The 25,703-nt window shown below is 66.2% G+C and carries 28 protein-coding genes and 1 riboswitch; of the genes, 5 read left to right on the top strand and 23 right to left on the bottom strand.

Annotation, left to right across the window (positions count from 1 at the left end; genetic code table 11):
- Positions 1–73: 73 nt before the first annotated feature.
- From ACZ899_RS12510 to cobO, 15 genes are all read right to left on the bottom strand, one after another.
- Positions 74–625, bottom strand: coding sequence for a glutathione peroxidase (locus ACZ899_RS12510; RefSeq protein WP_186712762.1), 552 nt, complete (start codon positions 623–625; stop codon positions 74–76).
- A 46-nt stretch (positions 626–671) separates the two neighbouring features.
- Positions 672–794 carry a hypothetical protein gene (locus tag ACZ899_RS12515; RefSeq protein WP_256205968.1) on the bottom strand — a complete coding sequence of 41 codons (123 nt, stop codon included), beginning with the start codon at positions 792–794 and terminating at the stop codon, positions 672–674.
- Entirely contained in the window at positions 791–1,993 is a 1,203-nt protein-coding gene (locus ACZ899_RS12520) for an MFS transporter (RefSeq protein WP_234560831.1), read from the bottom strand. The genes ACZ899_RS12515 and ACZ899_RS12520 overlap by 4 nt, the downstream gene beginning before the upstream one ends.
- A gap of 64 nt (positions 1,994–2,057) precedes the next feature.
- Entirely contained in the window at positions 2,058–2,462 is a 405-nt protein-coding gene (locus ACZ899_RS12525) for a MarR family winged helix-turn-helix transcriptional regulator (protein ID WP_203647674.1), read from the bottom strand.
- Between the two features lie 42 nt (positions 2,463–2,504).
- Positions 2,505–3,695: a glycoside hydrolase family 5 protein gene (locus ACZ899_RS12530; protein WP_234560832.1), complete on the bottom strand. Its 1,191-nt coding sequence runs from the start codon at positions 3,693–3,695 to the stop codon at positions 2,505–2,507.
- Positions 3,696–3,936: 241 nt separating this feature from the next.
- Complete coding sequence (locus ACZ899_RS12535; RefSeq protein ID WP_234560833.1) at positions 3,937–4,671, bottom strand: adenosylcobinamide-GDP ribazoletransferase; 735 nt, start codon at positions 4,669–4,671, stop codon at positions 3,937–3,939.
- 1 nt (position 4,672) lies between these two features.
- A complete protein-coding gene (gene cobC, locus ACZ899_RS12540) occupies positions 4,673–5,242 on the bottom strand; it encodes an alpha-ribazole phosphatase family protein (RefSeq protein ID WP_232856718.1) in 570 nt (189 codons plus the stop codon).
- The gene (gene cobT / locus ACZ899_RS12545; protein WP_234560834.1) at positions 5,239–6,294 is read right to left on the bottom strand and encodes a nicotinate-nucleotide--dimethylbenzimidazole phosphoribosyltransferase; all 1,056 of its coding nucleotides are present in this window, start codon (positions 6,292–6,294) and stop codon (positions 5,239–5,241) included. The genes cobC and cobT overlap by 4 nt, the downstream gene beginning before the upstream one ends.
- Complete coding sequence (gene cobU, locus ACZ899_RS12550; protein WP_232856716.1) at positions 6,291–6,812, bottom strand: bifunctional adenosylcobinamide kinase/adenosylcobinamide-phosphate guanylyltransferase; 522 nt, start codon at positions 6,810–6,812, stop codon at positions 6,291–6,293. Before cobU ends, cobT begins: the two co-directional genes overlap by 4 nt.
- 1 nt (position 6,813) lies before the next feature.
- Positions 6,814–8,268 carry a cobyric acid synthase gene (locus ACZ899_RS12555; protein WP_234560835.1) on the bottom strand — a complete coding sequence of 485 codons (1,455 nt, stop codon included), beginning with the start codon at positions 8,266–8,268 and terminating at the stop codon, positions 6,814–6,816.
- Positions 8,265–9,257 carry a threonine-phosphate decarboxylase CobD gene (cobD, locus tag ACZ899_RS12560; protein WP_234560836.1) on the bottom strand — a complete coding sequence of 331 codons (993 nt, stop codon included), beginning with the start codon at positions 9,255–9,257 and terminating at the stop codon, positions 8,265–8,267. The genes ACZ899_RS12555 and cobD overlap by 4 nt, the downstream gene beginning before the upstream one ends.
- Positions 9,250–10,158 carry an adenosylcobinamide-phosphate synthase CbiB gene (gene cbiB, locus ACZ899_RS12565; protein WP_234560837.1) on the bottom strand — a complete coding sequence of 303 codons (909 nt, stop codon included), beginning with the start codon at positions 10,156–10,158 and terminating at the stop codon, positions 9,250–9,252. Before cbiB ends, cobD begins: the two co-directional genes overlap by 8 nt.
- Positions 10,155–10,805 carry a 5,6-dimethylbenzimidazole synthase gene (gene bluB, locus ACZ899_RS12570; protein WP_234560838.1) on the bottom strand — a complete coding sequence of 217 codons (651 nt, stop codon included), beginning with the start codon at positions 10,803–10,805 and terminating at the stop codon, positions 10,155–10,157. Before bluB ends, cbiB begins: the two co-directional genes overlap by 4 nt.
- Positions 10,802–12,097: a cobyrinic acid a,c-diamide synthase CobB gene (locus ACZ899_RS12575; RefSeq protein WP_203647682.1), complete on the bottom strand. Its 1,296-nt coding sequence runs from the start codon at positions 12,095–12,097 to the stop codon at positions 10,802–10,804. Before ACZ899_RS12575 ends, bluB begins: the two co-directional genes overlap by 4 nt.
- Complete coding sequence (cobO, locus tag ACZ899_RS12580) at positions 12,094–12,705, bottom strand: cob(I)yrinic acid a,c-diamide adenosyltransferase (protein ID WP_028690903.1); 612 nt, start codon at positions 12,703–12,705, stop codon at positions 12,094–12,096. The genes ACZ899_RS12575 and cobO overlap by 4 nt, the downstream gene beginning before the upstream one ends.
- Positions 12,706–12,818: 113 nt before the next feature.
- Positions 12,819–13,037: riboswitch (cobalamin riboswitch) on the bottom strand.
- Between the two features lie 154 nt (positions 13,038–13,191).
- Between cobO and ACZ899_RS12585 the strand changes: the two genes are divergently transcribed.
- On the top strand, positions 13,192–13,770 hold the full coding sequence (locus tag ACZ899_RS12585) for a hypothetical protein (protein ID WP_203647683.1): 579 nt from the start codon (positions 13,192–13,194) through the stop codon (positions 13,768–13,770).
- A gap of 11 nt (positions 13,771–13,781) precedes the next feature.
- On the opposite strand, the gene ACZ899_RS12590 is transcribed toward ACZ899_RS12585, so the two are convergent.
- The 6 genes from ACZ899_RS12590 to ACZ899_RS12615 all read right to left on the bottom strand — a co-directional run bounded on the left by ACZ899_RS12590 (position 13,782) and on the right by ACZ899_RS12615 (position 21,000).
- Positions 13,782–16,352: a dermonecrotic toxin domain-containing protein gene (locus ACZ899_RS12590; RefSeq protein ID WP_234560839.1), complete on the bottom strand. Its 2,571-nt coding sequence runs from the start codon at positions 16,350–16,352 to the stop codon at positions 13,782–13,784.
- 152 nt (positions 16,353–16,504) lie between these two features.
- Positions 16,505–17,038: a C40 family peptidase gene (locus tag ACZ899_RS12595; protein WP_232856710.1), complete on the bottom strand. Its 534-nt coding sequence runs from the start codon at positions 17,036–17,038 to the stop codon at positions 16,505–16,507.
- Positions 17,039–17,185: 147 nt separating this feature from the next.
- The gene (locus ACZ899_RS12600) at positions 17,186–17,821 is read right to left on the bottom strand and encodes a C40 family peptidase (RefSeq protein ID WP_110736398.1); all 636 of its coding nucleotides are present in this window, start codon (positions 17,819–17,821) and stop codon (positions 17,186–17,188) included.
- Between the two features lie 125 nt (positions 17,822–17,946).
- Positions 17,947–18,651 (bottom strand): DnaA regulatory inactivator Hda, encoded by a 705-nt coding sequence (gene hda, locus ACZ899_RS12605; RefSeq protein WP_203647685.1) that lies wholly within the window; start codon positions 18,649–18,651, stop codon positions 17,947–17,949.
- Positions 18,652–18,859: 208 nt separating this feature from the next.
- The gene (locus ACZ899_RS12610; protein ID WP_234560840.1) at positions 18,860–19,933 is read right to left on the bottom strand and encodes an AI-2E family transporter; all 1,074 of its coding nucleotides are present in this window, start codon (positions 19,931–19,933) and stop codon (positions 18,860–18,862) included.
- Between the two features lie 11 nt (positions 19,934–19,944).
- The gene (locus ACZ899_RS12615; protein WP_234560841.1) at positions 19,945–21,000 is read right to left on the bottom strand and encodes a DUF2066 domain-containing protein; all 1,056 of its coding nucleotides are present in this window, start codon (positions 20,998–21,000) and stop codon (positions 19,945–19,947) included.
- A gap of 342 nt (positions 21,001–21,342) precedes the next feature.
- Here ACZ899_RS12615 and purM point away from each other — a divergent pair, with 342 nt between their 5' ends.
- The 4 genes from purM to ACZ899_RS12635 all read left to right on the top strand — a co-directional run bounded on the left by purM (position 21,343) and on the right by ACZ899_RS12635 (position 24,240).
- A complete protein-coding gene (gene purM / locus ACZ899_RS12620) occupies positions 21,343–22,401 on the top strand; it encodes a phosphoribosylformylglycinamidine cyclo-ligase (protein ID WP_232856706.1) in 1,059 nt (352 codons plus the stop codon).
- On the top strand, positions 22,401–23,045 hold the full coding sequence (purN, locus tag ACZ899_RS12625; RefSeq protein ID WP_234560842.1) for a phosphoribosylglycinamide formyltransferase: 645 nt from the start codon (positions 22,401–22,403) through the stop codon (positions 23,043–23,045). Before purM ends, purN begins: the two co-directional genes overlap by 1 nt.
- An 8-nt stretch (positions 23,046–23,053) precedes the next feature.
- Positions 23,054–23,764 carry a DUF3108 domain-containing protein gene (locus ACZ899_RS12630; protein WP_050704538.1) on the top strand — a complete coding sequence of 237 codons (711 nt, stop codon included), beginning with the start codon at positions 23,054–23,056 and terminating at the stop codon, positions 23,762–23,764.
- Positions 23,765–24,057: 293 nt separating this feature from the next.
- Entirely contained in the window at positions 24,058–24,240 is a 183-nt protein-coding gene (locus ACZ899_RS12635; protein ID WP_203647690.1) for a hypothetical protein, read from the top strand.
- A gap of 45 nt (positions 24,241–24,285) precedes the next feature.
- Here ACZ899_RS12635 and ACZ899_RS12640 read toward each other — a convergent pair whose 3' ends face one another.
- Complete coding sequence (locus ACZ899_RS12640) at positions 24,286–24,825, bottom strand: DUF2058 domain-containing protein (protein ID WP_203647691.1); 540 nt, start codon at positions 24,823–24,825, stop codon at positions 24,286–24,288.
- Positions 24,826–24,851: 26 nt separating this feature from the next.
- Complete coding sequence (gene mazG, locus ACZ899_RS12645; protein WP_234560843.1) at positions 24,852–25,685, bottom strand: nucleoside triphosphate pyrophosphohydrolase; 834 nt, start codon at positions 25,683–25,685, stop codon at positions 24,852–24,854.
- Positions 25,686–25,703: the final 18 nt, after the last annotated feature.

The raw sequence follows: 25,703 nt of genomic DNA on the forward strand, positions 1-25,703 counted from the left end.
ACCGAGCGGTAGATGCCGACAACCTAACATCTGCTCGACCAGCGAATAACTGGCAAAAATGCCAGGTACCCCCTCAAGGCTGCGAAGCAATCGCCTTGTCGATCGCCGCCCTGAACGCCGGATCATCCGGCTTGGTCAGGCTGGAGAAGTTGCCGATCACCTTGCCCTTGCGGTCCACCACATACTTGTAGAAATTCCACTTCGGCGCGCTGCTCTGCCGGGCCAGCTCGACGAACAGCGGGATCGCGTCCTTGCCGCGCACCGGCTGGGCCTTGGTCATGGTGAAGGTCACGCCGTAGTTGGCGTAACAGACCTTGGCGGTCTTGTCGCTGTCGGCGTCTTCCTGCTTGAAGTCGTTGGACGGCACGCCGAGCATTTCCAGGCCCTGTTCGTGGTAGTCCTTGTAGGTCGCCTCGAGTCCTTCGAACTGCGGGGCGAAGCCGCAGTAGCTGGCGGTGTTGATCACCACCAGCGGCTTGCCGGCGAAGCGCTGGCACAGGTCGATCTGCTCCTTGCCACGCAGCTCCGGCAGGCTGCCCTGGAGCAGTGCCGGGCAGTCGGCTGCCCAGCTCGAAGTGGCGGCGGCCAGGGCCAGCAGGGGGAGGGTCAGCCAGCGGGCATGCATGATAGCGGTCTCCTGCACATGATTCCTTGAATGTGCAGGGTAGCGCTTAACACAGGCTCATGCCCAACTGCATCAACGCCAGCCCGCCCTTGTGCCAGCCCCACCACACCAACGCCAGCACCAGCACGGCGGCGACCAGCAGCAGGCCACGCCCGAGCAGGCGGTTCATGCGGCCTGGGCCTGCAGACGGGCGACCGGGCGTTCACGCACTGGCCAGTTGAGGGCCGCGGCCAGCAGGCTGAGCAGGATCGAGATCTGCCATACCAGGTCGTAGCTGCCGGTCTGGTCATAGACCACCCCGCCCAGCCAGCCACCCAGGAACGCGCCCAATTGGTGGAACAGGAACACAATGCCGCCGAGCATCGACAGGTTGCGCACGCCAAACAGCGTGGCCACGGTGCCATTGGTCAGCGGCACCGTGGACAGCCACAGCAGGCCCATGGCAATGCCGAACAGGTAGGCGCTGAACTGGGTCACCGGCGCCCAGAGGAACAGCACGATGACCACGGCGCGCAGCAGGTACAGGCCGGTCAGCAGGCGCGGCTTGGACATGCGCCCGCCGAGCCAGCCGGCGGTATAGGTGCCGACGATATTGAACAGGCCGACCAGCGCCAGCACGGTGGTGCCGGTGATCGCCGGCAGGTGCTGGTCGACCAGGTAGGCCGGCAGGTGCACGCCGATGAACACCACCTGGAAGCCGCAGACGAAAAAGCCCAGCGCCAACAGCCAGAAGCCGGAGTGCGAACAGGCCTCGCGCAGCGCCTGGCCGAGGCTCTGCTCGGCGCCATGGCTGGGCAGCGGTCGATCACGCAGCATACCTACGAACGGCACGATCAGCGCCACCATCAGGCTCAGCACCAGCAAGGCCGCCGACCAGCCCAGCCACTGGATCAGGCCGAGGGTGCCGGGGAGCATGGCGAACTGGCCGAAGGAGCCGGCGGCGCTGGCGATGCCCATGGCCATGCTGCGTTTCTCCGGCGGCACGGCGCGCCCGACCACGCCAAGGATCACCGAGAACGAAGTGCCGGACAGGCCGATGCCGATCAGCAGGCCGGCGCTCAGCGACAGCGACCAGGCCGAGTCGGCCATGCCCATCATCACCAGTCCGGCGGTGTAGAGGATGCCGCCGATCACCACCACCTTGGCCGCGCCCAGACGGTCGGCCAGGGCGCCGGTGAACGGCTGGGCCAGGCCCCAGATCAGGTTCTGCAGGGCGATGGCGAAGGCGAACACCTCACGACCCCAGCCGAATTCGGCACTCATCGGCGCCAGGAACAGGCCGAAACCATGTCGCACCCCCAGCGACAACGCCAGGATCAGCGCCGCCCCCACAAGTACCCAACCGCTGCTCCGCCAAAGGGAAGTCATTGTCGTTGTCTCCAGCCCATCGCAAGGTTGATGCGGGTATATACCCGCTTTCTATCGTAGTCGTTCAGGCAAGCTGCTCCAGCAAGCGCACCAACTCGTCACGCTGGCTTTCACCCAGTCGCTCCACCAACTGCCTCTGAGCCTGCTGCCAGGCCGGGTAGGCGGCGTCCAGGCGCGCCCTGCCCGCTTCGCTCAGCAGCACCACGCGGTTGCGCTGGTCGTCGCCGTCGGCAAGACGCACCAGGCCATCGGCCTCGAGCACCTTGAGGTTACGGCCCAGGGTGCTGCGCTCAAGGCCCATGGCCTCGGCCAGACAGGTGATGCTGGGGCGATCGAGGCGCTGCACATGGCGCAGCAGGGAAAACTGGGCGACATTGATGCCGAAGCCGGCAAGGGCCTCGTCGTAATGCCGGCTCACCCCACGGGCGGCGCGACGCAGATGGGTGCAGATGCATTCACTGGTCAGCATGGTTACGTGTATATACCCGCATTATGGATGTTGCAAGAAATTTCACGGTATCGGTTTAGGTAGCAGGCGCTGGCGGATCGGCTCGAACTCGGCCGTGGCCTTGCGCGGCAAAGGGTCCGGCGCGGCGTTTTCGATGGCTTGCCAATAACGCCACGGCACCTTGGCCGAACCCAGTTCGTAATCCATGCCATCCCAACTGTCCTCGCGGAAGCTGTAGAAGGCCCAATGCAATTGCTGGCGATCCAGCACCGCGAGCACATCCTCCAGGTATTGTCGGCACCCGGGCAACCGACGCATGCAGCCAAACTCCCCCACCACAAGGCGCGAACGCGGCAACTTGATCGAATCGGCCCAATCCACCGGCTGTTGCAGATAGCGGGCGACCTGCTCGGCATCCCACTGCCGGGTCTGCCCGGCAAACGGCACAGGCCCCAGATAGGCGAAAGGTTGCTCGCGAGCAAGATTAGGCGCACTGGTGGCGGCATAGGGTTCGTACATGTGCACGCTGTACAGCACACGCTCATCCGCCAACGCCTTGGGCCAGTAGCCGAAGGCATCGGCGGCGGCGTACCAGCCGGCATCGACCATGACCGGCGTCTTGCCGTCGACCTTGCGGATCGCCGCCAGCAACTGCCGATAGAGCGCCGGCAGGTCACGCGCCCCGCCCTGCTCGCGGGCGTACCACTGTTTCATCCGATCGAGGTCGGCGTGCTCGGCCAGGTTTCCCTGTTTCTCTGGAGCGGGCTCGTTGATGAGGTTGTACGCGGCAACAGCCGGGTGGTCCTTGAGGGCCTGGGCAACGTCTCGCCAGAAACGGGCGGACTGGGTCCAGTAACGCTTGTCCTGCCATAGCCGGTCGTCAAAGCGGTTCTGGTTGTTCTGCGCCCAGCGCATGCCGGGGAGCGACAGCGGCGTGATGACTACCTTGAGACCAGCGGCGTGGGCACGGTCGAGGACCTCGATGAGCTGCTTCAGGTCGGCGCTGGCCAGGCCCTGGTAATCGTCGGCGTTGCCCAGCAGGAAGTCGCGTTCGGCCGGGTGCCATTTATCGTAGGAGAGGCGCACCCAGCTGGCGCCGTAGCCTTTCAGGGCATCGAAGTAGGTTTGGTCCGGGGGCAGGCGGTTGAAGCTGTTGCCGCCGTGGCGGGGGGTGTTCCAGAAATCGATCAGGTCGGCGGCGGTGGCGGGTATGGCGGCAAGGGCCAGCAGGCTGGCGAGTATCCAGGGGTGCATGGCGGGGGTTCCTGGTGGTTTTGGGGAACGAACGAAGATAGACGCAATAGTTGCGGAAGGTTTCCGGGATCTATGTAAGACACGTCCCGTTGTAGGAGCGGCCTTGTGTCGCGAAAGGGGTGCGAAGCGCCCCCTAGATTCGTGCTTCAAGCTGATATCGCCGGGGCCGCTTTGCGGCCCTTTCCGACCGGTCCGACGCCTCGGCAAGGCCGCTCCTACAAGGGAACGTGTCGGCCTGAAGCTATGCGCGTAGTGCCAGAGTAACCACCACCGTCAATTCCAGTAGTTCCAACAGCGCCCCGGCCGTGTCCCCTGTGGTTCCACCCAAGCGACGGCACATCAGCTTACGCAGCCACACGAATACCACCAACGCCGCCAGCAGTGGCCACAGCACCGCCCAGCCTCCCAGCGCCAGTCCGGCCAGCGCAGAAACCAACAATACCCAGATCGCGCCGCGCCGGGGCAGGTGTTCGGCCAGGGCCGCACCCAACCCACCCGCACGCACGTAAGGCGTGCCGAGAAACAGCCCAAGCATCGCCGCCCTTCCCACCACCGGCGCCAGCACCAGCAGCCCCCCCGCTCCCCGCTCGACCAGCACCCACAGCGCGCAGAACTTCAGCAGCAATACCAGCACCAGCGTGACCACGGCAATCGGCCCGCTGCGCGGGTCCTTCATGATCTGCAAGGTGCGCTCGCGATCGCCGAAGCCCCCCAGCCACGCGTCGGCGCTGTCGGCCAGGCCGTCCAGGTGCAGCGCGCCGCTGAGCAGCACCCACAGCGCCAGCAGCAAGGCCGCGTGCAAGGGCGCCGCGGTGCCTTGCAGCAGATGGCTGGCCAGCCACAACAACAGGCCGAACAGCAGCCCCACCAGCGGATAGCACAGCAGCGAACGCCCCATCTCGCGAGGCTCCGGCATGCCCGGCAAGCGTACCGGCAAGCTACTGAGGAACTGCAGGGCGATCCAGAACGGCAGCATCTCAACCCACCTCGCGCATCTGGCCGTCGTTCTCCAGCATCAGGCGAGCCAGCATGCCATGCCCGACCTCGACCTGAAGCAATTGCTCACGCGGCAAGCCACGTGCCCGCGCCAGGAGAAGACGCATCACCCCGCCATGGGTGACCATCAGCACGCGCTTGCCTGCGTACGCACGGCGCATGCCCTCGACCGCCGCCAGCACCCGTTCGGCAAAGGCCAGCACCGGCTCGCCGCCCGGCGGGGTGAACGCATACGGGTCATTCCAGAACTGCCCCAGGGCATCGGCGTCAACCTGCATGATCTGCGCGGCGCTTTGCCCTTCCCACTCGCCGAAGTGCAGCTCGCGCACACCGGCCTCGCGCAGCACCGGCAAGTTCAGGCGCGCACCCAGCTCATCGGCGAACGCCGCACAGCGCTGCAACGGCGAACTGACCAGCACATCCCAAGGGCCGGCCTCGGCGACAGCCTGGCGCATCTGCGCCCAGCCAGTCTCGGTCAGGGCGTCGTCGAGGCTGCCGCGCAAGCCGCCACCCAGTTCCGTCTCGCCATGGCGCAGCAGTTCGAGGATCATGCCGGGCGATCCGCCACCGCCGCCTCGGCGAAGGTCGCCATCTGTCCGTGCAGGGCGCAGGCCAGGCGGATCAGCGGCACCGCCAGCGCCGCGCCGCTGCCCTCGCCCAGGCGCAGCCCCAGGACCAGCAGCGGCTCGGCCTCCAAGGCCGCCAGCAGGGCCTTGTGCCCCGGCTCGGCGCCCTGGTGGGCGAACAGCAACCACGGCAGGCACTGTGGATTGAGGCGTACCGCCACCAGGGCGGCGACACTGCAGATGAAGCCATCGACCAGCACTGCCACGCCATGCTGGGCGCACGCCAGGTAGGCACCGGCCAGGGCGGCGATCTCGAAGCCGCCGACACAGGCCAGCGCCTGCAGCGGCTGGTCGGCGCGCAGGCCGTGCAGCACCAGGGCACGTTCGATCACTTCGGCCTTGTGCCGCACGCCGGCGCTGTCCAGGCCGGTGCCCGGCCCGCTCAGCTCACGCGCCGGGCAGCCCAGCAACGTACTGGCCAGCGCCGCCGCTGCGGTGGTGTTGCCGATGCCCATTTCGCCGCCGATAAACAGCTGGGCGCCGTTATCGAGTGCGCGCAAGGCGCTGTCGCGACCGGCCTGCAACGCCGCAGCCAGTTGCGCGTCGGTCATCGCCGGCTGACGGGCGAAGTTGGCGGTGCCGGGCCCGAGGTTCAGGTGATGGACACCGGGCAGTTGCAGGGTCGGGTCGATGGTACCGAGGTCGACCACCTCCAGTTGAGCATCCAGTTGGCGCGCCAGCACGCTGATCGCCGCGCCACCGCCGACGAAGTTGCGCAGCATCTGCCCGGTCACCGCCTGTGGATAGGCGGAGATGCCCTCCTCCACCACGCCATGGTCACCGGCAAAGACCGTGATGGCGATGCGTTCCAGGCTGGGACGCTCGCGCCCTTGCAGGCCGGCCAGGCGGATTGCAAGGTCTTCGAGCTGGCCGAGGGAGCCGGCCGGCTTGGTCAGTTGCTGCTGACGGGCGCGGGCCTGGTCCATGGCGGCGGTGTCGAGGGGTTGGCAGGCATCACGCCACCACATCTGGGTCATAGGGCAGGTCCTTTGAGCATGAGAGGGAGGCCGGCCACGGTCAACACCACGCGCTGGCAGCGTTCGGCCACAGCCTGGTGCAGCGTGCCCGCCAGGTCGACGTAGCGACGGGTCAGTTCACCCATGGGCACCACGCCCAGGCCGGTTTCGTTGCTGACCAGGATGACAGTGCCCGGCAACTGCGCCAGGCACTCGAGCAGTGCGTCGCGCTCCTGCGCCAAGCGCAGGTCATCCTCGAGCATCAGCAGGTTGGTCAGCCACAGGGTCAGGCAGTCCACCAGCAGACAGCGTCCTTCGGCGGCTTCGGCACGCAGCACATCAGCCAGCGCCACGGGCTCCTCCACCAGCCCCCAATGGGCCGGACGGCGCTCGCGGTGCAGGCGCACGCGTTCATTCATCTCGCCATCCAGCGGCCGGCTGGTGGCGATGTAGGTCACCGACAGGCCGCTGGCCTCGGCCAGTTGCTCGGCCAGGCGGCTCTTGCCCGAACGGGCGCCGCCGAGGATCAGGTTGCGCATGTCAGACGACTCCACACAGTTGGCGCAGGCGCGCGGTGTCCAGGTGCTGCTCGACCAGGTCGGCCAGGCGCTCGATATCGCGTTCGCGCAGGGCCTCGTAGTCGATGGGCTGCACATCGGCCAAACCTGCCCAGCGCAGCAGCGCGGCGCACGACTGGCTGCCCTCGAACAGGCCATGCAGGTAGGTGGCGAGGATCTGTCCGTCGGCGCTTATGGCGCCGTCGGCACGGCCATCGGCCAGTTGCACCGCCGGACGCTCCAGCGCCGGCCCCTGAGTGACACCGGCATGGATCTCGTAACCCGACACCGGGCTCTGTTCGAGGTACAGCGTGCCTGTGACATTGCGCAGTTGCTTCTCGGCCTCCAGCACGGTGCTGTAGGCCAGCAGGCCGAGGCCCGCGCTGGAGCCGGCGGGCCCTTCCAGGCCCAGTGGGTCATGCACCTGCTCGCCGAGCATCTGCAGGCCGCCGCAAATGCCGATGAGCTTGCCGCCGTAGCGCAGGTGCCGGGCGATGGCGGTGTCCCAGCCACGCTCGCGCAGTTGCGCCAGGTCGCCGCGCACGCTCTTGGAGCCTGGCAGGATGATCAGGTCGGCGGGCGGGATCGGCTGGCCCGGGCCGATGAACTGCAGGTCCACCTGCGGATGCAGGCGCAGCGGGTCGAAGTCGGTGTGGTTGCTGATCCGCGGCAGCACCGGGACGATCACCTTGAGCACGCGCTCGCCCTTCGTCCCCTGGCGGGTATCGATACCGTCCTCGGCCTCCAGGTGCAGGTCGGTGACATAGGGCAGCACCCCCAGCACTGGCTTGCCGGTGCGCTGCTCCAGCCAGTCCAGGCCCGGTTGCAGCAAGGCGATGTCGCCACGGAAACGGTTGATGACAAAGCCCTTGACCCGCGCCTGTTCGCTTGCCGACAGCAGCTCCAGGGTGCCGACCAGGTGGGCGAACACGCCGCCCCGGTTGATATCGGCCACCAGGATCACCGGGCAGTCGACCGCCTCGGCGAAGCCCATGTTGGCGATGTCGCCGGCCCGCAGGTTGATCTCCGCCGGGGAGCCGGCACCTTCGACCATCACTACCGGATAGGCTGCGCTCAGGCGCTCGTGGGACGCCAGCACCGCCTGCATGGCGATGGCCTTGTAGTCGTGGTAGGCGACGGCGTTCATGCTGGTCACCGCGCGGCCATGGACGATCACCTGGGCACCAGTATCGCTGTTGGGCTTGAGCAGCACCGGGTTCATGTCGGTGTGCGGCGCCAGCCGGCAGGCCTGGGCCTGCACCGCCTGGGCGCGGCCGATCTCGCCGCCGTCGGCGGTCACGGCGCTGTTGAGGGCCATGTTCTGCGGCTTGAACGGCACCACGGCAACGCCCTGGCGCAGCAGCCAGCGGCACAGGGCGGTGACCAGCGTGCTCTTGCCGGCATCGGAGGTGGTGCCTTGCACCATGAGGGTGGTCATGCCGATTCCTTCTGGTAGTCCGCCAGGGCCTGGGCCAGACGTTGTTCGTCCGCCGCCGTGGCAGGCAGGCCGAAACGCAGCGCGGGCGGCTGCTCGAACAAGCGCACCAGGATGCCACGGCGGGCGAGAAATTCATGCAGGTGCGCGGCACGCTCATCACGCACGTACTGGAACAGGTCGCAGCCACCGCTGGGTGGCAGGCCTGCACCATCAAGCAAGGTGGCCATACGCTGGCTGGCCTGGGCGCAACGGGCAATTTGTGCCTGGTGCGCCGCGTCGTCGGCAAAACACGCCTGCCCCAGCACACGGGTCGGGCCGCTGACGGTCCAGGGCCCGAGTGCCTCGGCCAGGCGTCGCAGCACATCCACCTGGGCGACGACAAACCCCAGCCGCACGCCGGCCAGGCCGAAGAACTTGCCGAACGAGCGCAACACGATCAAGCCCGGTTGCCCAGCCTGATCGACCACACTGTGTTCGGGCGTGTTGTCCATGAAGGCTTCGTCCACCAGCAGCCAGCTACCGCGCTCGGCCAGGCGCGTATGCCAGGCCAGCAGGCGTTCGCGGGTCACCCGGCGGCCAGTGGGGTTGTTGGGGTTGACCAGCACCAGCACGTCGAGGCTGTCGAGCACGTCCTCGACCTCGGTCTCGTCCAGTTCGACCAGCGTGTGCCCTGCCCGTGCCCAGGCATGCGGATGCTCGGCATAGCACGGCGACAGGACCCCGACCCGCCCGACCGGGCGCAAGTACGGCAAGGCCTGGATCGCCGCCTGGGAACCGGCCACCGCCAGCAACGGCTGCGCGCCGTAGTACTGCCGCGCCGCCGCCTCCAGGCCATCCTCGGTCTCCGGCAGGCGGGCCCAGGCCTCCAGCGGAATCGGCGGTATCGGGTAAGGCCATGGCGCGATACCGCTGGACAGGTCGAGCCACTGCTCCCGAGGGATGGCGTACTGTTTCACCGCCCGCAGCAGGCGGCCACCGTGTTCAAGCATTCAGATAGGCTCCCACGCAGATCAACAGCACCCACAGCCACACGCCGCGCTGCACCAGGCTCCAGCCGCGCTCGATGGCATCGGCGTCGGCCATTGACCCTTCACCCAGGCGCGGCCGTTCGTGCAACTCGCCGTGATACACCGCCGGGCCGCCCAGCTCCACGCCCAACGCACCGGCCCCCGCCGCCATCACCGGGCCGGCGTTCGGGCTGTCCCACAGCGGCGCCTGGCTGCGCCAGCAGGCCAGGGCCAGGCGGGTCTTGCCCAGCAGCGCATAGGTCAGCGCCACCAGCCTGGCGGGAATATAGTTCAGGCCATCGTCGATGCGCGCCGCGCACCAGCCAAAGCGCTCGAAGCGCTCGTTACGATAGCCCCACATCGCGTCCAGGGTATTGCTCAGGCGATACAGCACCACCCCCGGCGCGCCGGCCACGACGAACCAGAACAGCGCGGCGAACACCGCGTCGCTGCCGTTCTCCAACACCGACTCGGTAGCCGCCCGGGCCACGGCGGGCTCGTCCAGCTCGCGGGTCTCGCGGCTGACCAGGTAACCGACGCGCCGCCGCGCCTCGGCCAGGTCGCCCTGGCGCAGCGCCTGGGCCACCGGCAGCACATGCTCGCCCAGGCTGCGCAGGCCCAGGGCGCAGTACAGCGCCAGCACATCCACCAGCCAGTCGATATACGGTAGCCACGACAGGATCAGCGCCAGCAGAGTCAGCGGCACCACGGCCAGGAACCACGCGGTAACGCCATGGCTGCGCCAGCCGCGCCCGCCGGCGTTGAAGCGTTGTTCCAGGCGCGAGGCGAAGTTGCCGAAACCCACCAGCGGATGACGTCGACGCGGCTCGCCCAGCAGCGCATCCAGGGCCACGCCCGCCACGGTCAGCAAGGCCACGCTCATGGACGCTCTCCCCAATGGTTTTCGTACAGCATCTCGCTCAACGGTCGTTGCTCGGCCCAGTCTTCCAGTACCAGCATCGGTGCCGGATAGAACTCGGTCACCGGCCCCAGGCACAGCACCGCCATGGGCTTGGCGCCGGCGGGCATGCCCAGCAGCTCGGCCAGGGCCTGGGGGTCGAACAGCGACACCCAGCCCATGCCCAGCCCTTCGGCACGCGCCGCCAGCCACAGGTTCTGGATGGCGCAGGCCAGCGAGGCCAGGTCCATCTCGGGCAAGGTGCGGCGACCGAAGACGTGCGCCTCGCGCTTGTCCATCAACGCCGCCACCAGCACTTCGGCGCAGTCGTTGATGCCTTCGACCTTGAGCTTCATGAATTCATCGGAGCGCTCGCCCAGGGCCTCGGCGGTGCGTACCCGCTCCTGCTCCACCAGCGCCTGGATCCGCTCGCGCAATGCACGCTGGCTGATACGGATGAAGCGCCACGGCTGCATCAGGCCCACGCTGGGTGCCTGATGGGCGGCGGCGAGCAGGCGCCCGAGCAACTCGGGGGCCACCTCGCCCCCGGCGAAATGGCGCATGTCGCGGCGTTCGCCAATGGCCCGGTAGATGGCCTGGCGTTCGGCTTCGCTGTAGGCGTGTCGGCTCATGGTCGCAGCAGCGCCGCCGCCGCATCGGGGTTGGAGGGGAAATAGAAGTGCACGTAGGAGGCGGTCAGGCGCCCCAGGCGATAGACCGCCTCGTTGCCCCGCCCACCGTTGGGGCTCAGGCCACGGGCGATCGGCGCCAGCTCGGTGCTGGTCAGCGAATGGTGGTAGGTGTGGCCACGCAGGGTGCCTTCAGGCAGTTCGACCGCCTGCAGGGCCAGGGCCGCCAGGCGCTTCTGCATGGTTGCCTCGCCCGGCAGCAGGCCCAGCAGCGCGGCGCGCTCGCCCGCCACGTCGGTCAGTGCGTCGAGCAGGTAGAGCATGCCACCGCACTCGGCCAGCAGCGGCTTGCCGGCGGCATGATGGGCGCGGATCGCCTCCAGCATCGGCGCGTTGGCGGCCAGGGCCTGGTGATGCAGCTCAGGGTAGCCGCCGGGCAGGTAGAGGCTGTCCACCACGGGAAGCTCGCGATCATGCACCGGCGAGAAGAACTCCAGCTGCGCACCGAGGCCGCGCAGCAGGTCGAGGTTGGCACCGTAGGTGAACGCAAAGGCTTCGTCGCGGGCCACGCCGATGCGCACCCCGGTCAGCGACGAGGTCACGCTCACCGGCTCAGGCCCGGCAAAACTGACCGGTGGCGGCAACGCGGCATCGCAGCTGGCACCGAGCGCTTCGGCGGCAGCGTCCAGTCGAGCATCCAGATCGTTCAACTCGCTGGCCTGGACCAGGCCGAGGTGGCGGCTGGGCAGCTCGATGCCGCGCTCGCGGGACAACCCGCCGTACCAGCGCAGGCCTTCGGTCAGGCTGCCTTCGAGCAGTTGCGCATGGCGCAGGCTGCCGACCCGGTTGGCCAGCACCCCGGCGAACGGCAGGTCGGGCTGGTAGCGCGCCAGGCCCAGGGCCAGGGCGCCGAAGGTCTGGGCCATGGCCGTGCCGTCGATCACCGCCAGCACCGGCACGCCGAAGTGGCGTGCCAGGTCGGCGCTTGACGGGGTACCGTCGAACAGGCCCATCACGCCTTCGATCAGGATCAGGTCGGCCTCGCCCGCCGCTTCCCACAACAGGCGACGACTTTCCTCGGCGCCAATCATCCACAGGTCGAGCTGGTAGACCGGCGCGCCGCTGGCGCGCTCCAGGATCATCGGATCGAGAAAGTCAGGCCCGCACTTGAACACCCGCACCTTACGCCCGAGGTTGCGGTGCAGGCGAGCCAGGGCGGCGGTGACCGTGGTCTTGCCTTGGCCCGAGGCCGGGGCCGCGATCAGCACGGCGGGACACTGGCGCGACTCACTCACAGTTCGACGCCCTTCTGCGCGCGGATACCTGCCTGGAAGGCGTGCTTGAGCATGCCCATCTCGGTGACGGTGTCGGCCAGTTCGATCATTTCCGGCTTGGCGGCGCGACCGGTGACGATCACATGCTGCATCGGTGGACGGGCCTGGATATCCGAAAGCACCTGATCGAGGTCCAGGTAGCCATGTTTGAGGGCGATATTCAGCTCATCGAGCACGACGAACTGGATCGACGGGTCCTGCAGCAACTGCCGCGACACCGCCCAGGCGGCTTCGGCGGCGGCGATGTCACGCTGACGGTCCTGGGTTTCCCAGGTAAAGCCCTCGCCCATCACGTGGTAGCGCACCTGCTCGGGGAAACGACGGAAGAACAGCTCCTCGCCGGTACTGTTGCGGCCCTTGATGAACTGCACCACGCCGCATTGCATGCCGTGGCCCAGGGCGCGGGCGAGCATGCCGAAGGCCGAGCTGCTCTTGCCCTTGCCATTGCCGGTCAGCACCAGCAGCAGGCCGCATTCGTTGGGGGAATTGGCGATGCGCTCGTCGATGATCGCCTTCTTGCGCTGCATGCGCGCCAGGTGACGTTCGTCGCGTTCGATGGATTCGCTCATCAGGGGTCTCCGCAGGCTGTCGCGGCGGCGGCGACAGATAAAAGGCAGGCAGACGAGGAGCGCGCAGGGGGCATGGCAACGGCCACATCGCACCGCGCATCACCCTCCGTGATGCCGTTTGGCAGTGACAGGCCGGTCTCCGGGCTCATGAGCGGGCGCAGGCCCTGGCCACGCGCCTTCCCGGACTTGGAAATCCAGTGGCCTTGCGTAACCGTCGACTCATCTACCGTTGCGGGGGCAGCGCCGGGCTCGCGCCTGCTGGCGCCCACCGGCTTCCCAGTTTCACCCTGCCGAACCGCGGCTCGCAGGGCACCTGAAACACGCCGCGAAGGTTAGAGGGTTGAATCGGGAGCGTCAATCGAACGAGGGCCGATCTGGCCTGGATCAATGGCCGATCCGCCAGCTTGTGCCACACTCAAAGCAGTGATATCACATAGCCACCACTTTATCGGCTGACCTCGATCACAATGACAAGGAGAGCGCAGCATGCAAGGCCTGATCATCAACAACCCGCGCCTGGAGTTCCTGCGCCCGGCCCTGGAACGCTGGGTCGACTGCATCGACCGCTTCAACCAGCTGCAGGGCGACAACGAGGCACCCTACTGGCACGGCACCGCCGCCAACGTCGGCCTGCTCGCCGCGGCCGCCTGGCAGGGTGAGCTGGTGGCGTTGGAACGGCACATGAGCAAGAAGCAGCGCGACGAGGGCGAGCGCGATGGGCGCTGCGACCTGTCGATCAGCAGCGCCGAGGAGTCGCTGTACCTGCACGCCGGCCAGCGCTGGCCGCGTATCGCCCGCCTCGACCTGACGGCGGCCCTGCAGGAAACCGCCGCCCTGGCCAAGCCGATAGCCTATGGCAGCCAGCTCAAGGCCGGGGCGTTGTTCGTCACCCCGTGGAAGGCCGGCCAGCATGCCAGCCCCGAGGAATTGCAGGACCTGGTGGACGACCTGCAAAAGCACACGGCCTGCGCGATAGCCTGGTACTTCCCATATGCCTACCGCAAGCTGCATAACGAACTGGGACAGTACTATCCCGGGGTGGCATTGCTGCTCAAGCAGGCTTGATCGGCGCCGCCTCAGTTGGCAGCGGCAGCCGGCGGGTCGACGGGAAAGAAACGCTCTGCCAGCCCAGGCGTCCTGAATCGCACCTTGTAGGCCTGTTCGTCGAACAACAGGCCTGTGCGCAGATCGTAGACAGGCCCGACAGCAGGCTTGGGCACCTGCTGGAGCGTGACATGGACGAAGCGATAGTGCTCACCGTAGACCTGCTCCAGGTTGTCGATCCGGAAGTAGTGGCCCGGCAGGAACAGGGTCTCCCCTTCGTCCCAGTAAAGCGAGAATGCGCTGATCGGCGTGCCCTCCTGGTAACGCCCTAGGGGCAGCTCGAACACCACCGACGTGTCGTCGAACACCCCCGGCAGGTGACCGGGTGCATTGACCGAAGGTTGCGAGGCGAACTCGGCGACCTTGTAGGGATTCTCGGTAAACGAGGTCAGGTCGGTATTGACCAGCACATCGCCAACCCGTATCCGGCCATTGCGATAGTGTTCGCCACTGGTGCCACGCGAAGCATGCCCGCCACGATACAGGCTCACCTCACTGCTCTCGGGCAGTTGCTCCAGGGTATCGGCCAGCTTGGCGATGTAGTCATCCTCGTCGCCATAGCGGTACGTGCCTGAGCGGAACACATCGTTCACCCTCGACTCGTCGCTGGTGTAGTACTCGATCAACGAATTGAAGTACTCGCGATCGTAACGGTAGGAATACTGGACAACGCCCTCCCTCCGCACGCAATCCAGGCCATGCTCGTCCAGCTCGGGAACCTGGTCGCGCGCCAGGCGTGGAATAGGCTGGGGCTCCAGCAATGCCTTCTGGCGGTGCAAGGCATTGGCGGAAAACGCCTTGGCCCGCGCGTCATCCACCACCACGTGGCGGTTCCAGAAGCGCGAGGTGGCGCTGGGCATGCCTTCGACGACGGGAGGCGCGCCACCGGCCAGCCGCGGCGGCACCAGCAGCTCCCATTCGTTACTGTCGCTCAGACGTACCGGATACAGGGGGCCGAAGGCAAAGGGATTGTGCGCGGGCACCACCTGCCAGACCCGCAGTTCATGGTTGTAGCGCACCCGGTAGGACAGGCCGTTGAGCACGATCCAGCAGCTGCCGTGCGCATCGACCCTGATACCCCGCAAGCGCCCGCTGCCTTGCAGCTCCCCCCTCGGCAACACGTTGCTCTCTCGTCCTTCCACCGGCAGCGTGGCGGTCTGCGCCACCTGCCAGCGCTCCAGGTGCACATCCATCTCGCCGGCCGGCGTTTCATAGGCCAGTGAGGCAAAGCTCGACTGAAACCCCAGATCGACCATGTTCAAGGCGGCGAACAGGCTGTCGAGCATGGCATCGCGCAGGGCGCTCTTGCGGCTCTGCTCATCCGCGGCATGCAACGCCGCATCGATGTCCAGGCCCACCTTGCCCAGGCTTGCCCCCAGCAGCATCAGGGTCATTGGCCAACCGAGCGGGGCAAAGCCGCCGAACACCTTGATGAATACCGACAGGTAACCGCTCCACATCGCCTTGCGCAGGTCGGCATTGCCAAGCATCGCCGCGGCGTTGTCATTCATCTCGTCGGTGGCCTGGCTGGCCAGGTAGGTGAAGATATCGTCGCTGATCGGCCTTTTCAGGTAACCGAGCAACACCCGAGCCGCTTGCTCGCTCGCACTGTTGGCGATGCTTAGCAGGTGGGTCCTCACCGAGTGGGCGCGCGCGGGATCGCGGGCATCGGTGTGCGCCGCCTTGACGTAGCTGGCCAGGGTGTCGGCATCCTGCAACTGTTCACGCAGCCAGCCCGCCATGGCCTGCTCGGAGTCGAAGCTCTTGAAAGCGTCGCTCGCCCAAGGGCGGTACAGCAGCGTCCGCCCCGTGTCGGTCGCAAAGCTGTAGAGGCAACCACGATCGCCGCGATCGAGCACGTAGCGACAGGCCGAAAACGGGTGCGTGGTGCTGGCCTGTTTCAGCTTGTCCAGGGTCGGCAGCACGCCGCCCTGCAGGCCGTCGGCGACCATCGACCGCAGCAGCGCCCAGTCGCTTCGACTGATACGTCCGGCCCTCACCGCGCCCGCCCCCTGCCCCAGCAGGTTTACCTTGGCCAGTACGCGAAAATGCTGCGAGTAGGTGTTCCAGAAGCGGCTGATCGCGCCGCGGTAGGCAACGGCGAAGTCCAACGCCCAGAGATCCTCCTGGACCTTGCTGGCAAGCATTGGCACTTCATTGCGTTCGTCGAAACAATCGGCTTGCCGACCCTGGCGGTAGAAACCACCGTACAGGTCGAGTTCGTCGGTCGCTTCCTGGAAATGCGCATCGAAGCGCTTGATCACCAGCTCGACCAGGTGCATCGACTTCAGCGGCGGGCCGCTGTGCTGCCAGCCGGTGAAACTGCGGTGACTGGAACTGGCGGTGGCGAACTGGTGCCACCAGATGAACCGTGGATCGATCGGCTTGCCCGTGTGCTTGAGCACGATGCGTTGCGCATGCTGGGAGGCCAGCACATAGGGGTCGGGGTATTCGCGAATGATCTCGTCGACCAGGCGTACCAGCGGCCGCCCCGCGTCCAACGCCTCGAGACTGCGCTCCACACGCTCCTTGATACTGCTCATGATCCACTCCCGGGATGTCGTTGTCGGACGGACATCCTGGCTCGACGGGAAATGGCAGACGCGGTAGAAGATTGTCGCAGCACCCGCGAAGGCGGTGGATCCTATGACGCGATTGCGGGTAAATCCGCTCCCACAGGCTTAATGAAGCGCCATCAAGGATTCTGCGCCAGGTGGCCCGGCGGCAGTACGCGCTTGGCCTGGAGGTAGGCCTTGGCCCAGTAGCTGTTGGACAGGTAGTCCAGGCGCACGGTCCCGCCCGTCGACGGCGCGTGCACGAAGCGCCCTTCACCGACGTAGATGCCGGCGTGGCTGACCTGCGAACCGCCGCTGGTGGCGAAGAACACCAGATCGCCCGACTGCAGCGCATTGATATCCACGTTCGGCGCGCGCATGACGATCATCTCGCGGGTCGAGCGCGGCAGGCTGATACCCGCCGCGTCACGGTAGACGTAGCCGATCAGGCCGCTGCAATCGAACCCGGCATCCGGCGTGTTGCCCCCCCAGCGATACGGGGTGCCCACCAGGCCGATGGCGCGGAACAGTACATCGTCCGCCGCCGGCGATGAAGGCGCCTGATTGAACACCATCGGCTGTTTGGGCATGGGCGCCGGCGCAGGTGCACGGCTGGAACAGGCCGCGAGCAGGGCCAGCAGGGAGAGGAATGCGAAGCGCGCCAACATCGCCATGATGCGAACGTCCTGTCAGGAACCCTGCGGCCACGGCCGAAGGTCGAAAAGAGTTGAGAATTTAGATTAGACGCTTTCTGTAAATGCGCACGGCGGCGAGCTTTTCAGCTACGCCGCCGTGCGAGGTTACAGCATTTTGATATCAAATCAATTGCGCGAGATCGTGGTCGGCGCCATGGCGAGCGCGCGTTTGGCCTCGATGAAGGTCTTGCTCCAGTAGCGATCGCCCAGGCTGTCGATGCGCACGCCACCGCTGCGGCGGCTGCTGGAGTGGATGAACTGGTTGTCACCCAGGTAGATGCCGGCGTGGCTGACGCGGCCACGGCCGTTGGTGCTGAAGAACAGCAGGTCGCCGGGCTTGAGCTTGTTGCGGGCGACCTTGGGCGCGTCGACGTTGATCATCTCGCGGGTCGAGCGTGGCAGGTTCATGCCCGCCTCTTCGCGGAACAGGTAGCCGATGAAGCCGCTGCAATCGAAGCCGGACTTCTCGGAGGTGCCGCCGAAGCGGTAGCGGGTACCGATCAGGGCCATGCCGCGCTCGAGAATGCTGTCGGCCAGCACAGGCAGCTGGTACGGCTTGCTGTTGCTGGAGAAGGCCTCGAGGTCGTCTTCGCTGGCCAGTTCTTCCTCGGTGAATACGGAAGAGGCGGAAGCCTTGGCCTTGACCGATTGCTCGGCGGCCACGCGGTGATCCTGCGAGGGTGCGACCGGGCCGGTGGAGGCGCAGCCGTAAAGTAGGGTGACAAGTGCAAGTGGCACGAGGGGTGCGAAGCGCTTCAGCATGGGCACGACCGTGTCTGTAGTCCTTTAGAAGGGGGAAACTATGCCTTCTATCGGACCCATTTGCAAATTTTATCGAAAAAGATGTGACTTTTCCGTTTTGACGCTCTGGCACCGTGTTCCCAAGGTCACCAGCCTAGGGTTTCCTTGAGGAACGGGATGGTCAGTTTGCGCTGGGCCTGCAGGGAAGCCTGGTCGAGGCGCTCGAGCAGGTCGAACAGCGCGCTCATGCTGCGCGTGCCGCGGGTGAGGATGAAGTGACCGACCTCGTCGGTCAGGTGCAGCCCGCGGCGCGAGGCACGCAGTTGCAGGGCACGCAGTTTGTCCTCGTCGGACATCCCGCGCATCTGGAAGATCAGTGCCAGGGTCAGCCGCGATTTCAAGTCTGCCAGCTTGATCGGCAGCTCCCGTGGCGAACTGGACGCTGCCAGCAGCAAGCGCCGGCCGCTGTCGCGCAGACGGTTGAACAGGTGGAACATGGCCTCTTCCCAGTCCGCCTTGCCGGCAATCACATGCAGGTCGTCGATGCACACCAGTTCGTACTGTTCAAGGCGGTCAAGCAGTTCGACGCCGCGATCGAGCAGTTGCGCCAGGGGCAGGTAGACGGCGGGCTCACCCAACTGCTGGAAACGGTGGGTGGCGGCCTGCAACAGATGGGTACGGCCCACGCCCTGTTTGCCCCACAGGTAGATGAGGCTCTCGGTCCAGCCGGCGTCGGCTTCGCACAGCCGCTCGACATAGCCCAGTGCCGCGGCATTGGCGCCGGGGTAGTAGTTGATGAAGGTGGCGTCGTCGCGCAGACGCACACCCAGGGGCAACTGGATCGGTTTCATGCTCGCGGGCGGTCGCGGGGACCACAGGGGGCCTTTGATGAACAGTGTGCAAAGTCTATACCCGCAGCGCGGACGGCACAATCGGCGAGGGGAATAGCGCAAGTAAAATCAATTAGTTGCACTACTTTTAAAGCTTCGCGGGGCAAGCCCGCTCCCACGCTGGTACCCCTCACAGGTCGGCGTGGGAGCGGGCTTGCCCCGCGATGGGTCATAGCTCCGGGTCGATCTCCCCGGCATACATGTCCGATTCCTTATACAGGTCATGCACATGCCGCAGCAGCACCATGATCACCGCCGCCACCGGCAACGCCAGCAACACCCCGGTGAAACCAAACAGCTCACCGCCGGCCAGGATCGCGAAGATCACCGCCACCGGGTGCAGGCCGATGCGGTCGCCTACCAGCAGCGGCGTCAGCACCATGCCTTCGAGGGCCTGCCCGACCATGAACACCGCAACGATGCCCAGCATCGGGTAAAGCTCGCCGCCGAACTGGAACAACCCGGCGACCAGCGCCGCGCCGATGCCGATGATGAAGCCCATGTACGGCACGATCGCCGCCAGCCCCGCGAGCATGCCGATCAGCAGGCCCAGCTCCAGACCCACCAGCATCAGGCCGCTGGAATAGATGACGCCCAGCGCCAGCATCACCAGCAACTGCCCACGCACGAACGCCCCCAGCACCTCGTGGCACTCGCCGGCCAACCCCACTACCTGCGGCTCGCGCTGGCGCGGCAGCAGGCTGCGCAGCTTGGCCATCATCAGGTCCCAGTCGCGCAGCAGGTAGAAGCCCACCACCGGGATCAGCACCAGGTTGGCCAGCCAGCCGATCAGCGCCAGGCTCGAGGCGGTGGCCTGGGACAGCAGCACGCCGACGATGTCGGTGGTCTGGCCCATGTGCTCGCCGATGGCGGCCTTGATCTTGTCGAACTTCCAGAAGCCATCGGCCAGGCCCAGGCGGCTCTGCACCCAGGGCAGCGCCACGTGCTGCAACCAGTCGAGCATCTGCGGCGCCAGCTCGTACAGGCGTAGCAGCTGCTTGGCCAGAATCGGTACCAGCACCAGCAGCAGGGCCAGGAAGATCAGGGTGAACAGGCTGAACACCACCACCACGCCCCAGGTGCGCGACAGGCCGAGCCGCTCCAGGCGGTCGACCAACGGGTCGGCCAGGTAGGCCAGCAGGATGCCCACCAGGAACGGCGAGAGGATGTTGTGCAAAAAGTACAGCAGCCCGGCGACCACAAAAGCCGCGCCCAGCCAGATCCAGCGACGCATATCAATCATTCAAGTATTCCTTACCAGCGAAAACGCAGGCCGTCGAACGGCTTGGCGGCGGTGGCCGGCGGCGTTGCGCCGGCCGGGTCCTGCGCGCTTGGCACAGGTGTGGCGGGAGCAGGCTCGGCGGGCAGCTCCTGGAGCTTGGCCAGGCTCAACTGCGCGCGCAGCTGTTCGCGATTGCCGCTGACGCGGTAGGTCAGGGTGCCACCATCGGCCATCTGCAGCCGCGCGCCATAAGGCTCGAGCACCCGGCTCAGCTCGGCGTAGCGTTGCAGGTTCATGCCCTGGACCTGCACCTGCAGGTCGCTGCTGGCGCCGGGACGGGTGACGTAACGCGGCGCCAGGCGATTGCTCACCGCCAGCAACACGGCATCGGCCAGGGCCGACTGGTCGGCGCCCTCGGCGCTGCCCTGCTCGCGCTGATCGCCCAGCCACAGCTGCCACTTGCCCTGCCACTTGCCGTCGGCCTCATGGGCGTGTACCGCCAGCAGCGCATCGGCGCCATAGCGTTCGGAGGCCTCGCGCAGCGGTGCCGGGTCGTTGCCTTCGAGCAACTTGGCATTGGCCACCAGTTGCTCCTGCAGGTCGGCCAACGGCAGGCGCAGGGGCAAGCCACGGTGCTGGGCGGCCCGACGCAGGGGTTCGGCGACGGCCTGGCCATCGCCGACCAGGTTGCTGCCCTCGACGCTGTCGTTGAGCCACCAGCCAAGGATCGACGGCCGGTTGCTGCCCCACAGCGCCAGGCCAGCCTGGCGCAGGGCGCGCTCGGTGCTGCCGGGGTCGAATTCGACCAGCACCGACTCCGGCGGCCCGGCTTCGGTGCCGACCTGGTTGATGATCTGCTGCGGGTCCTTGCGCAGCGCGGCCAGTGCCGGGTTCTGCGCCGCCTTGGGATCGCCGGTCAGGCGCAGCACCAGGGTATCCAGGGCCTTGCCGGTGGCCTGGGCGCGGGCTTCGCTGCCCTGCCCTTCGACCGGTTCGCGCACCTGATACAAGCCGGAGACGGTTTCGGCCTGGGCGACGGTGCCGGCCACAGCCAGGCAGGCGCCCGCGAGGAAATTGAGAAGACGCATTGAGGATTCCTGTCCAGATGACCTTGGGGCGACACGCCCTTGCCTGTCGGCTGTGACCGCGCAACCACGGAAAATGCTCCGCGTTGCCGGCCCGTTACGTGGGTCGCCATGCCTATACCTTATACAGGCACCGGCGCGGCAACCAGTCGCACGGGGTGAAACACGGTTTTTTGCCCAGATTTCCCGCCTGCCCGTCGGCCTGAGGATGGCCGCCTTGGGGCAACCCTGATAAAATCGCGCGCCTTCGCAGACCAGTGACGTACAGGCAGCCGCCGTTTCTGAAACCGGCCTTGGCCGTCCCGGTCGTTTTTCTGAATCCCTCCCTCCTAAAGGCCTGGATCAATGAGCAAGCAACCCTCCCTGAGCTACAAAGACGCCGGTGTAGACATCGACGCCGGCGAAGCACTGGTCGAACGCATCAAGGGCGTCGCCAAGCGCACCGCACGTCCTGAAGTCATGGGTGGCCTGGGCGGCTTCGGCGCCCTCTGCGAGATCCCGGCCGGCTACAAGCAGCCGGTGCTGGTCTCCGGCACCGACGGCGTCGGCACCAAGCTGCGCCTGGCGCTGAACCTGAACAAGCACGACAGCATCGGCCAGGACCTGGTCGCCATGTGCGTCAACGACCTGGTGGTGTGCGGCGCCGAGCCGCTGTTCTTCCTTGACTACTACGCCACCGGCAAGCTCAACGTCGACGTGGCCGCCACCGTGGTCACCGGCATCGGCGCCGGTTGCGAACTGGCCGGTTGCTCGCTGGTCGGTGGTGAAACCGCCGAGATGCCCGGCATGTACGAAGGCGAAGACTACGACCTGGCTGGCTTCTGCGTCGGCGTGGTGGAAAAGGCCGAGATCATCGACGGCTCGAAAGTGGTCACCGGCGACGCCCTGATCGCCCTGCCGTCCTCCGGCCCGCACTCCAACGGCTACTCGCTGATCCGCAAGATCCTCGAGGTTTCCGGCACCGACATCGACAACACCCAGCTCGACGGCAAGCCGCTGGCCGACCTGCTGATGGCGCCGACCCGCATCTACGTCAAGCCGCTGCTGCAACTGATCAAGCAGACCGGCGCGGTCAAGGCCATGGCCCACATCACCGGCGGCGGCCTGCTGGACAACATCCCGCGCGTGCTGCCAAAAGGCGCCCAGGCCGTGGTCAACGTGGCCAGCTGGCAGCGCCCGGCGGTGTTCGACTTCCTGCAGGAAAAAGGCAACGTCGACGAGCATGAAATGCACCGCGTGCTGAACTGCGGCGTGGGCATGGTCATCTGCGTGGCCCAGGATCAGGTCGACAGCGCCCTGAACGTGCTGCGCGCCGAAGGCGAGCAACCGTGGGTGATCGGCCGTATCGACGTGGCCGCCGAAGGCGCCGCCCAGGTCGAGCTGCAGAACCTCAAGGCACACTGATGCCCTGCAATGTAGTCGTGTTGCTGTCGGGTTCCGGCAGCAACCTGCAGGCACTGATCGACAGCAACAGCGCCAGCGACAGCCCGGCACGCATCCGCGCGGTCATCTCGAACCGTGCCGACGCCTATGGCCTCGAGCGCGCCAAGGGCGCCGGCATCGAAACCGCCGTGTTGTCGCACATCGGGTTCGACGGGCGCGAAGCCTTCGACGCGGCGCTGATGGCGCTGATCGATGGCTTCCAGCCCGACCTGGTGGTGCTGGCCGGTTTCATGCGCATCCTCAGTGGCGATTTCGTGCGCCACTACCAGGGCCGCCTGCTGAACATCCATCCGTCACTGTTGCCGAAGTACAAAGGCCTGCACACCCACCAGCGCGCGCTGGAAGCGGGTGACGCCGAGCACGGCTGCAGCGTGCACTTCGTCACCGAGGAACTCGATGGCGGGCCTCTGGTCGTACAGGCTGTGGTACCCGTGGCAACGGATGACACCGCGCAGACGCTCGCCCAGCGCGTGCACCTGCAGGAACACCAGATCTACCCGCTGGCGGTGCGCTGGTTCGCCGAAGGACGCTTGCGTCTGGGCGAACAGGGTGCATTACTGGATGGCCAGCCGCTGGCGGCCAGCGGTCACTTGATTCGATCCTAGGAGAATTTATGCGTCGCGCCCTGCTCTTGGCTCTCGCCGTGCTCGCCCTGCCCCTCCAGGCAGCTGATCTGAAGCCTTTCGCGGCGAGCTACACCGCCGACTGGAAACAGCTGCCGATGAGCGGCACCGCCGCGCGCAGCCTGGAAAAGAACGCCAACGGTACCTGGAGCCTGAACTTCAAGGCTTCGATGATGATCGCCAGCCTGACCGAGCAAAGCACCCTCAAGTTCGAGAACGACACCCTGCTGCCGCAGCAGTATCACTTCGAACGCGGCGGCCTGGGCAAGGCGAAGAAGGTCGACCTGAACTTCGACTGGGCCGGCAAGAAGATCACCGGCAGCGACCGTGGCGACGCCATCAACCTGCCGCTCAACCGCGGCGTGCTGGACAAGTCGTCCTACCAGCTGGCCCTGCAGCATGACGTGGCCGCCGGCAAGAAAAGCATGACCTATCAGGTGGTCGACGGTGACGAGATCGACACCTACGACTTCCGCGTGCTGGGCACCGAAAAAGTGACCACCAAGACCGGCCAGGTCGACGCGATCAAGGTCGAGCGCGTGCGCGACCCGAGCCAGAGCAAGCGCATCACCGAGCTGTGGTTCGCCAAGGACTGGGACTATCTGCTGGTCCAGCTGCGCCAGGTCGAGACCGATGGCAAGGAGTACGTGATCGTGCTGCAGGATGGCACGGTCGATGGCAAGGCGGTCAAGGGTAACTGATCGTCAAGCCTGCAATGCCCGAAGCCCCGCCCTGTGCGGGGCTTTTTTTTGCTGCTGTCCGCCCTCCCCTGTGTAGGAGCGGCCTTGTGCCGCGAAAGGGCCGCAAAGCGGCCCCGGCAATTTCTGCGTCGGTGCTGACATCCTGGGGCTGCTGCGCAGCCCTTTCGCGGCACAAGGCCGCTCCTACATGAAACTTGTTTCATCGCCGTTTTATTTACTTAGCCTGCTAACAAACTCTATAAAGGAGGCCTGCGACACAGTGCCGCAGCCAACCCAAGCAGTGGAGTTTGACGATGACAGTCCAGGTAACCGAACGCGACGAATCGAAAATGTCCCACGAAGGCCAGGCCGCTGGCCTGCGGATCTGGGACGTGCATCAGCAAGGCCAGCTGGTCGGCATGTTCCATGACGAGCAACAGGCTCACCAGTACCGCATGGAGCTGGAATGCCTCGAGCGCCAACGCCCGGCGCAGTGACCCGGCCCTGCAATAAAAACCCCGCCAAGGCGGGGTTTTTCGTGCTTACCACATCAGATCGTCTGGGATCTTGTAGGCCGCGTAAGGATCGTCCTCGTCCGCTTCCTCGACATGGGTGTTGAGCAGCAGGATACGGTTGGGGTCGCGCTCCTGGATCTTCACTGCCGCCTCGCGCGGGATCACTTCGTAGCCGCCACCATGGGCGACGATGGCCAGCGCGCCATTGCTCAGCTTGCTGCGCATCAGGGCGTTGACGGCGATGCGCTTGACCTTCTTGTCATCGACGAAGTTGTAGTAATCCTCGGTGGTCAGCTTGGGCAGCCGGGTCGCTTCGATCAGTTGCTTGACCTGCGCGGCACGGGCCTTCTGCTCGGCCTTTTCCTGGACCTGGCGGTTCAGCTCCTGGTCCTTCTTGGCCTTCTCGGCCTGGGCTTCCCTGGCCAGGCGCTGCTGGCTGTCGTCCACCTCGACCTGGCCCTTGTGTTCCAGGCGTTTCTGTTTCTTCTCGGCTTTGTTGGTCTGCGAGACCTGTTTCTGGTTGACCAGGCCGGCTTTGAGCAATTGGTCGCGAAGGGAAAGGCTCATGGGGGTTCACTCACTTATGCATCGGCTCAGCCGCAGCTGGGCAGGTTCTTTTCCTGACGCTTGGCCTCGCCCCATAAGGCGTCCAGCTCGTCGAGGGTACGATCTTGAATGTTCAGGCCCTGCTCGCGCAATGCCTGTTCGATAAAACGGAAACGGCGCTCGAATTTACGGTTGGCGCGGCGCAAGGCGTTTTCCGGGTCGTGCTTGAGGTGCCGGGCCAGGTTGACGGTGGCGAACAGCAGGTCGCCCAGCTCGTCCTCCAGCGCCTCGCTGTCTCCATCGGCCATGGCCTGCAGCACTTCGTCGAGCTCCTCGCGGACCTTGTCCAGCACCGGCAACGCCTCGGGCCAGTCGAAGCCGACCGTGGCGGCGCGCTTCTGCAGTTTGGCGGCGCGAGACAGCGCGGGCAAGGCCGCGGGCACGTCGTCGAGCAGCGACAACTGCTCGGGCTCGCTCTTTTCGGCACGCTCCTCGGCCTTGATCTCCTCCCAGCGCGACTTGACCTGGGCCTCGTCGAGCTTGGGTGTGTCCAACGGTGCGTACAGCTCGCCGGTGGGGAATACATGGGGATGGCGGCGGATCAGCTTGTGGGTGATCGAATCGACCACGCCATCGAACTCGAAGCGCCCTTCCTCGCGGGCCAGCTGGCTGTAGTAGACCACCTGGAACAGCAGATCGCCCAGCTCGCCCTGAAGGTGCTCGAAGTCGCCGCGCTCGATGGTATCGGCGACTTCGTAGGCTTCCTCGAGGGTGTGCGGGACGATACTGGCGTAGTCCTGCTTGAGGTCCCAGGGGCAGCCATATTGCGGATCGCGCAGGCGGGCCATGAGGTGCAGCAGGTCTTCAAGGGTGTAGGTCATGGGTTGCCCCGCGATGGC

The sequence above is a fragment of the Pseudomonas sp. TE31087 genome (assembly GCF_057284075.1).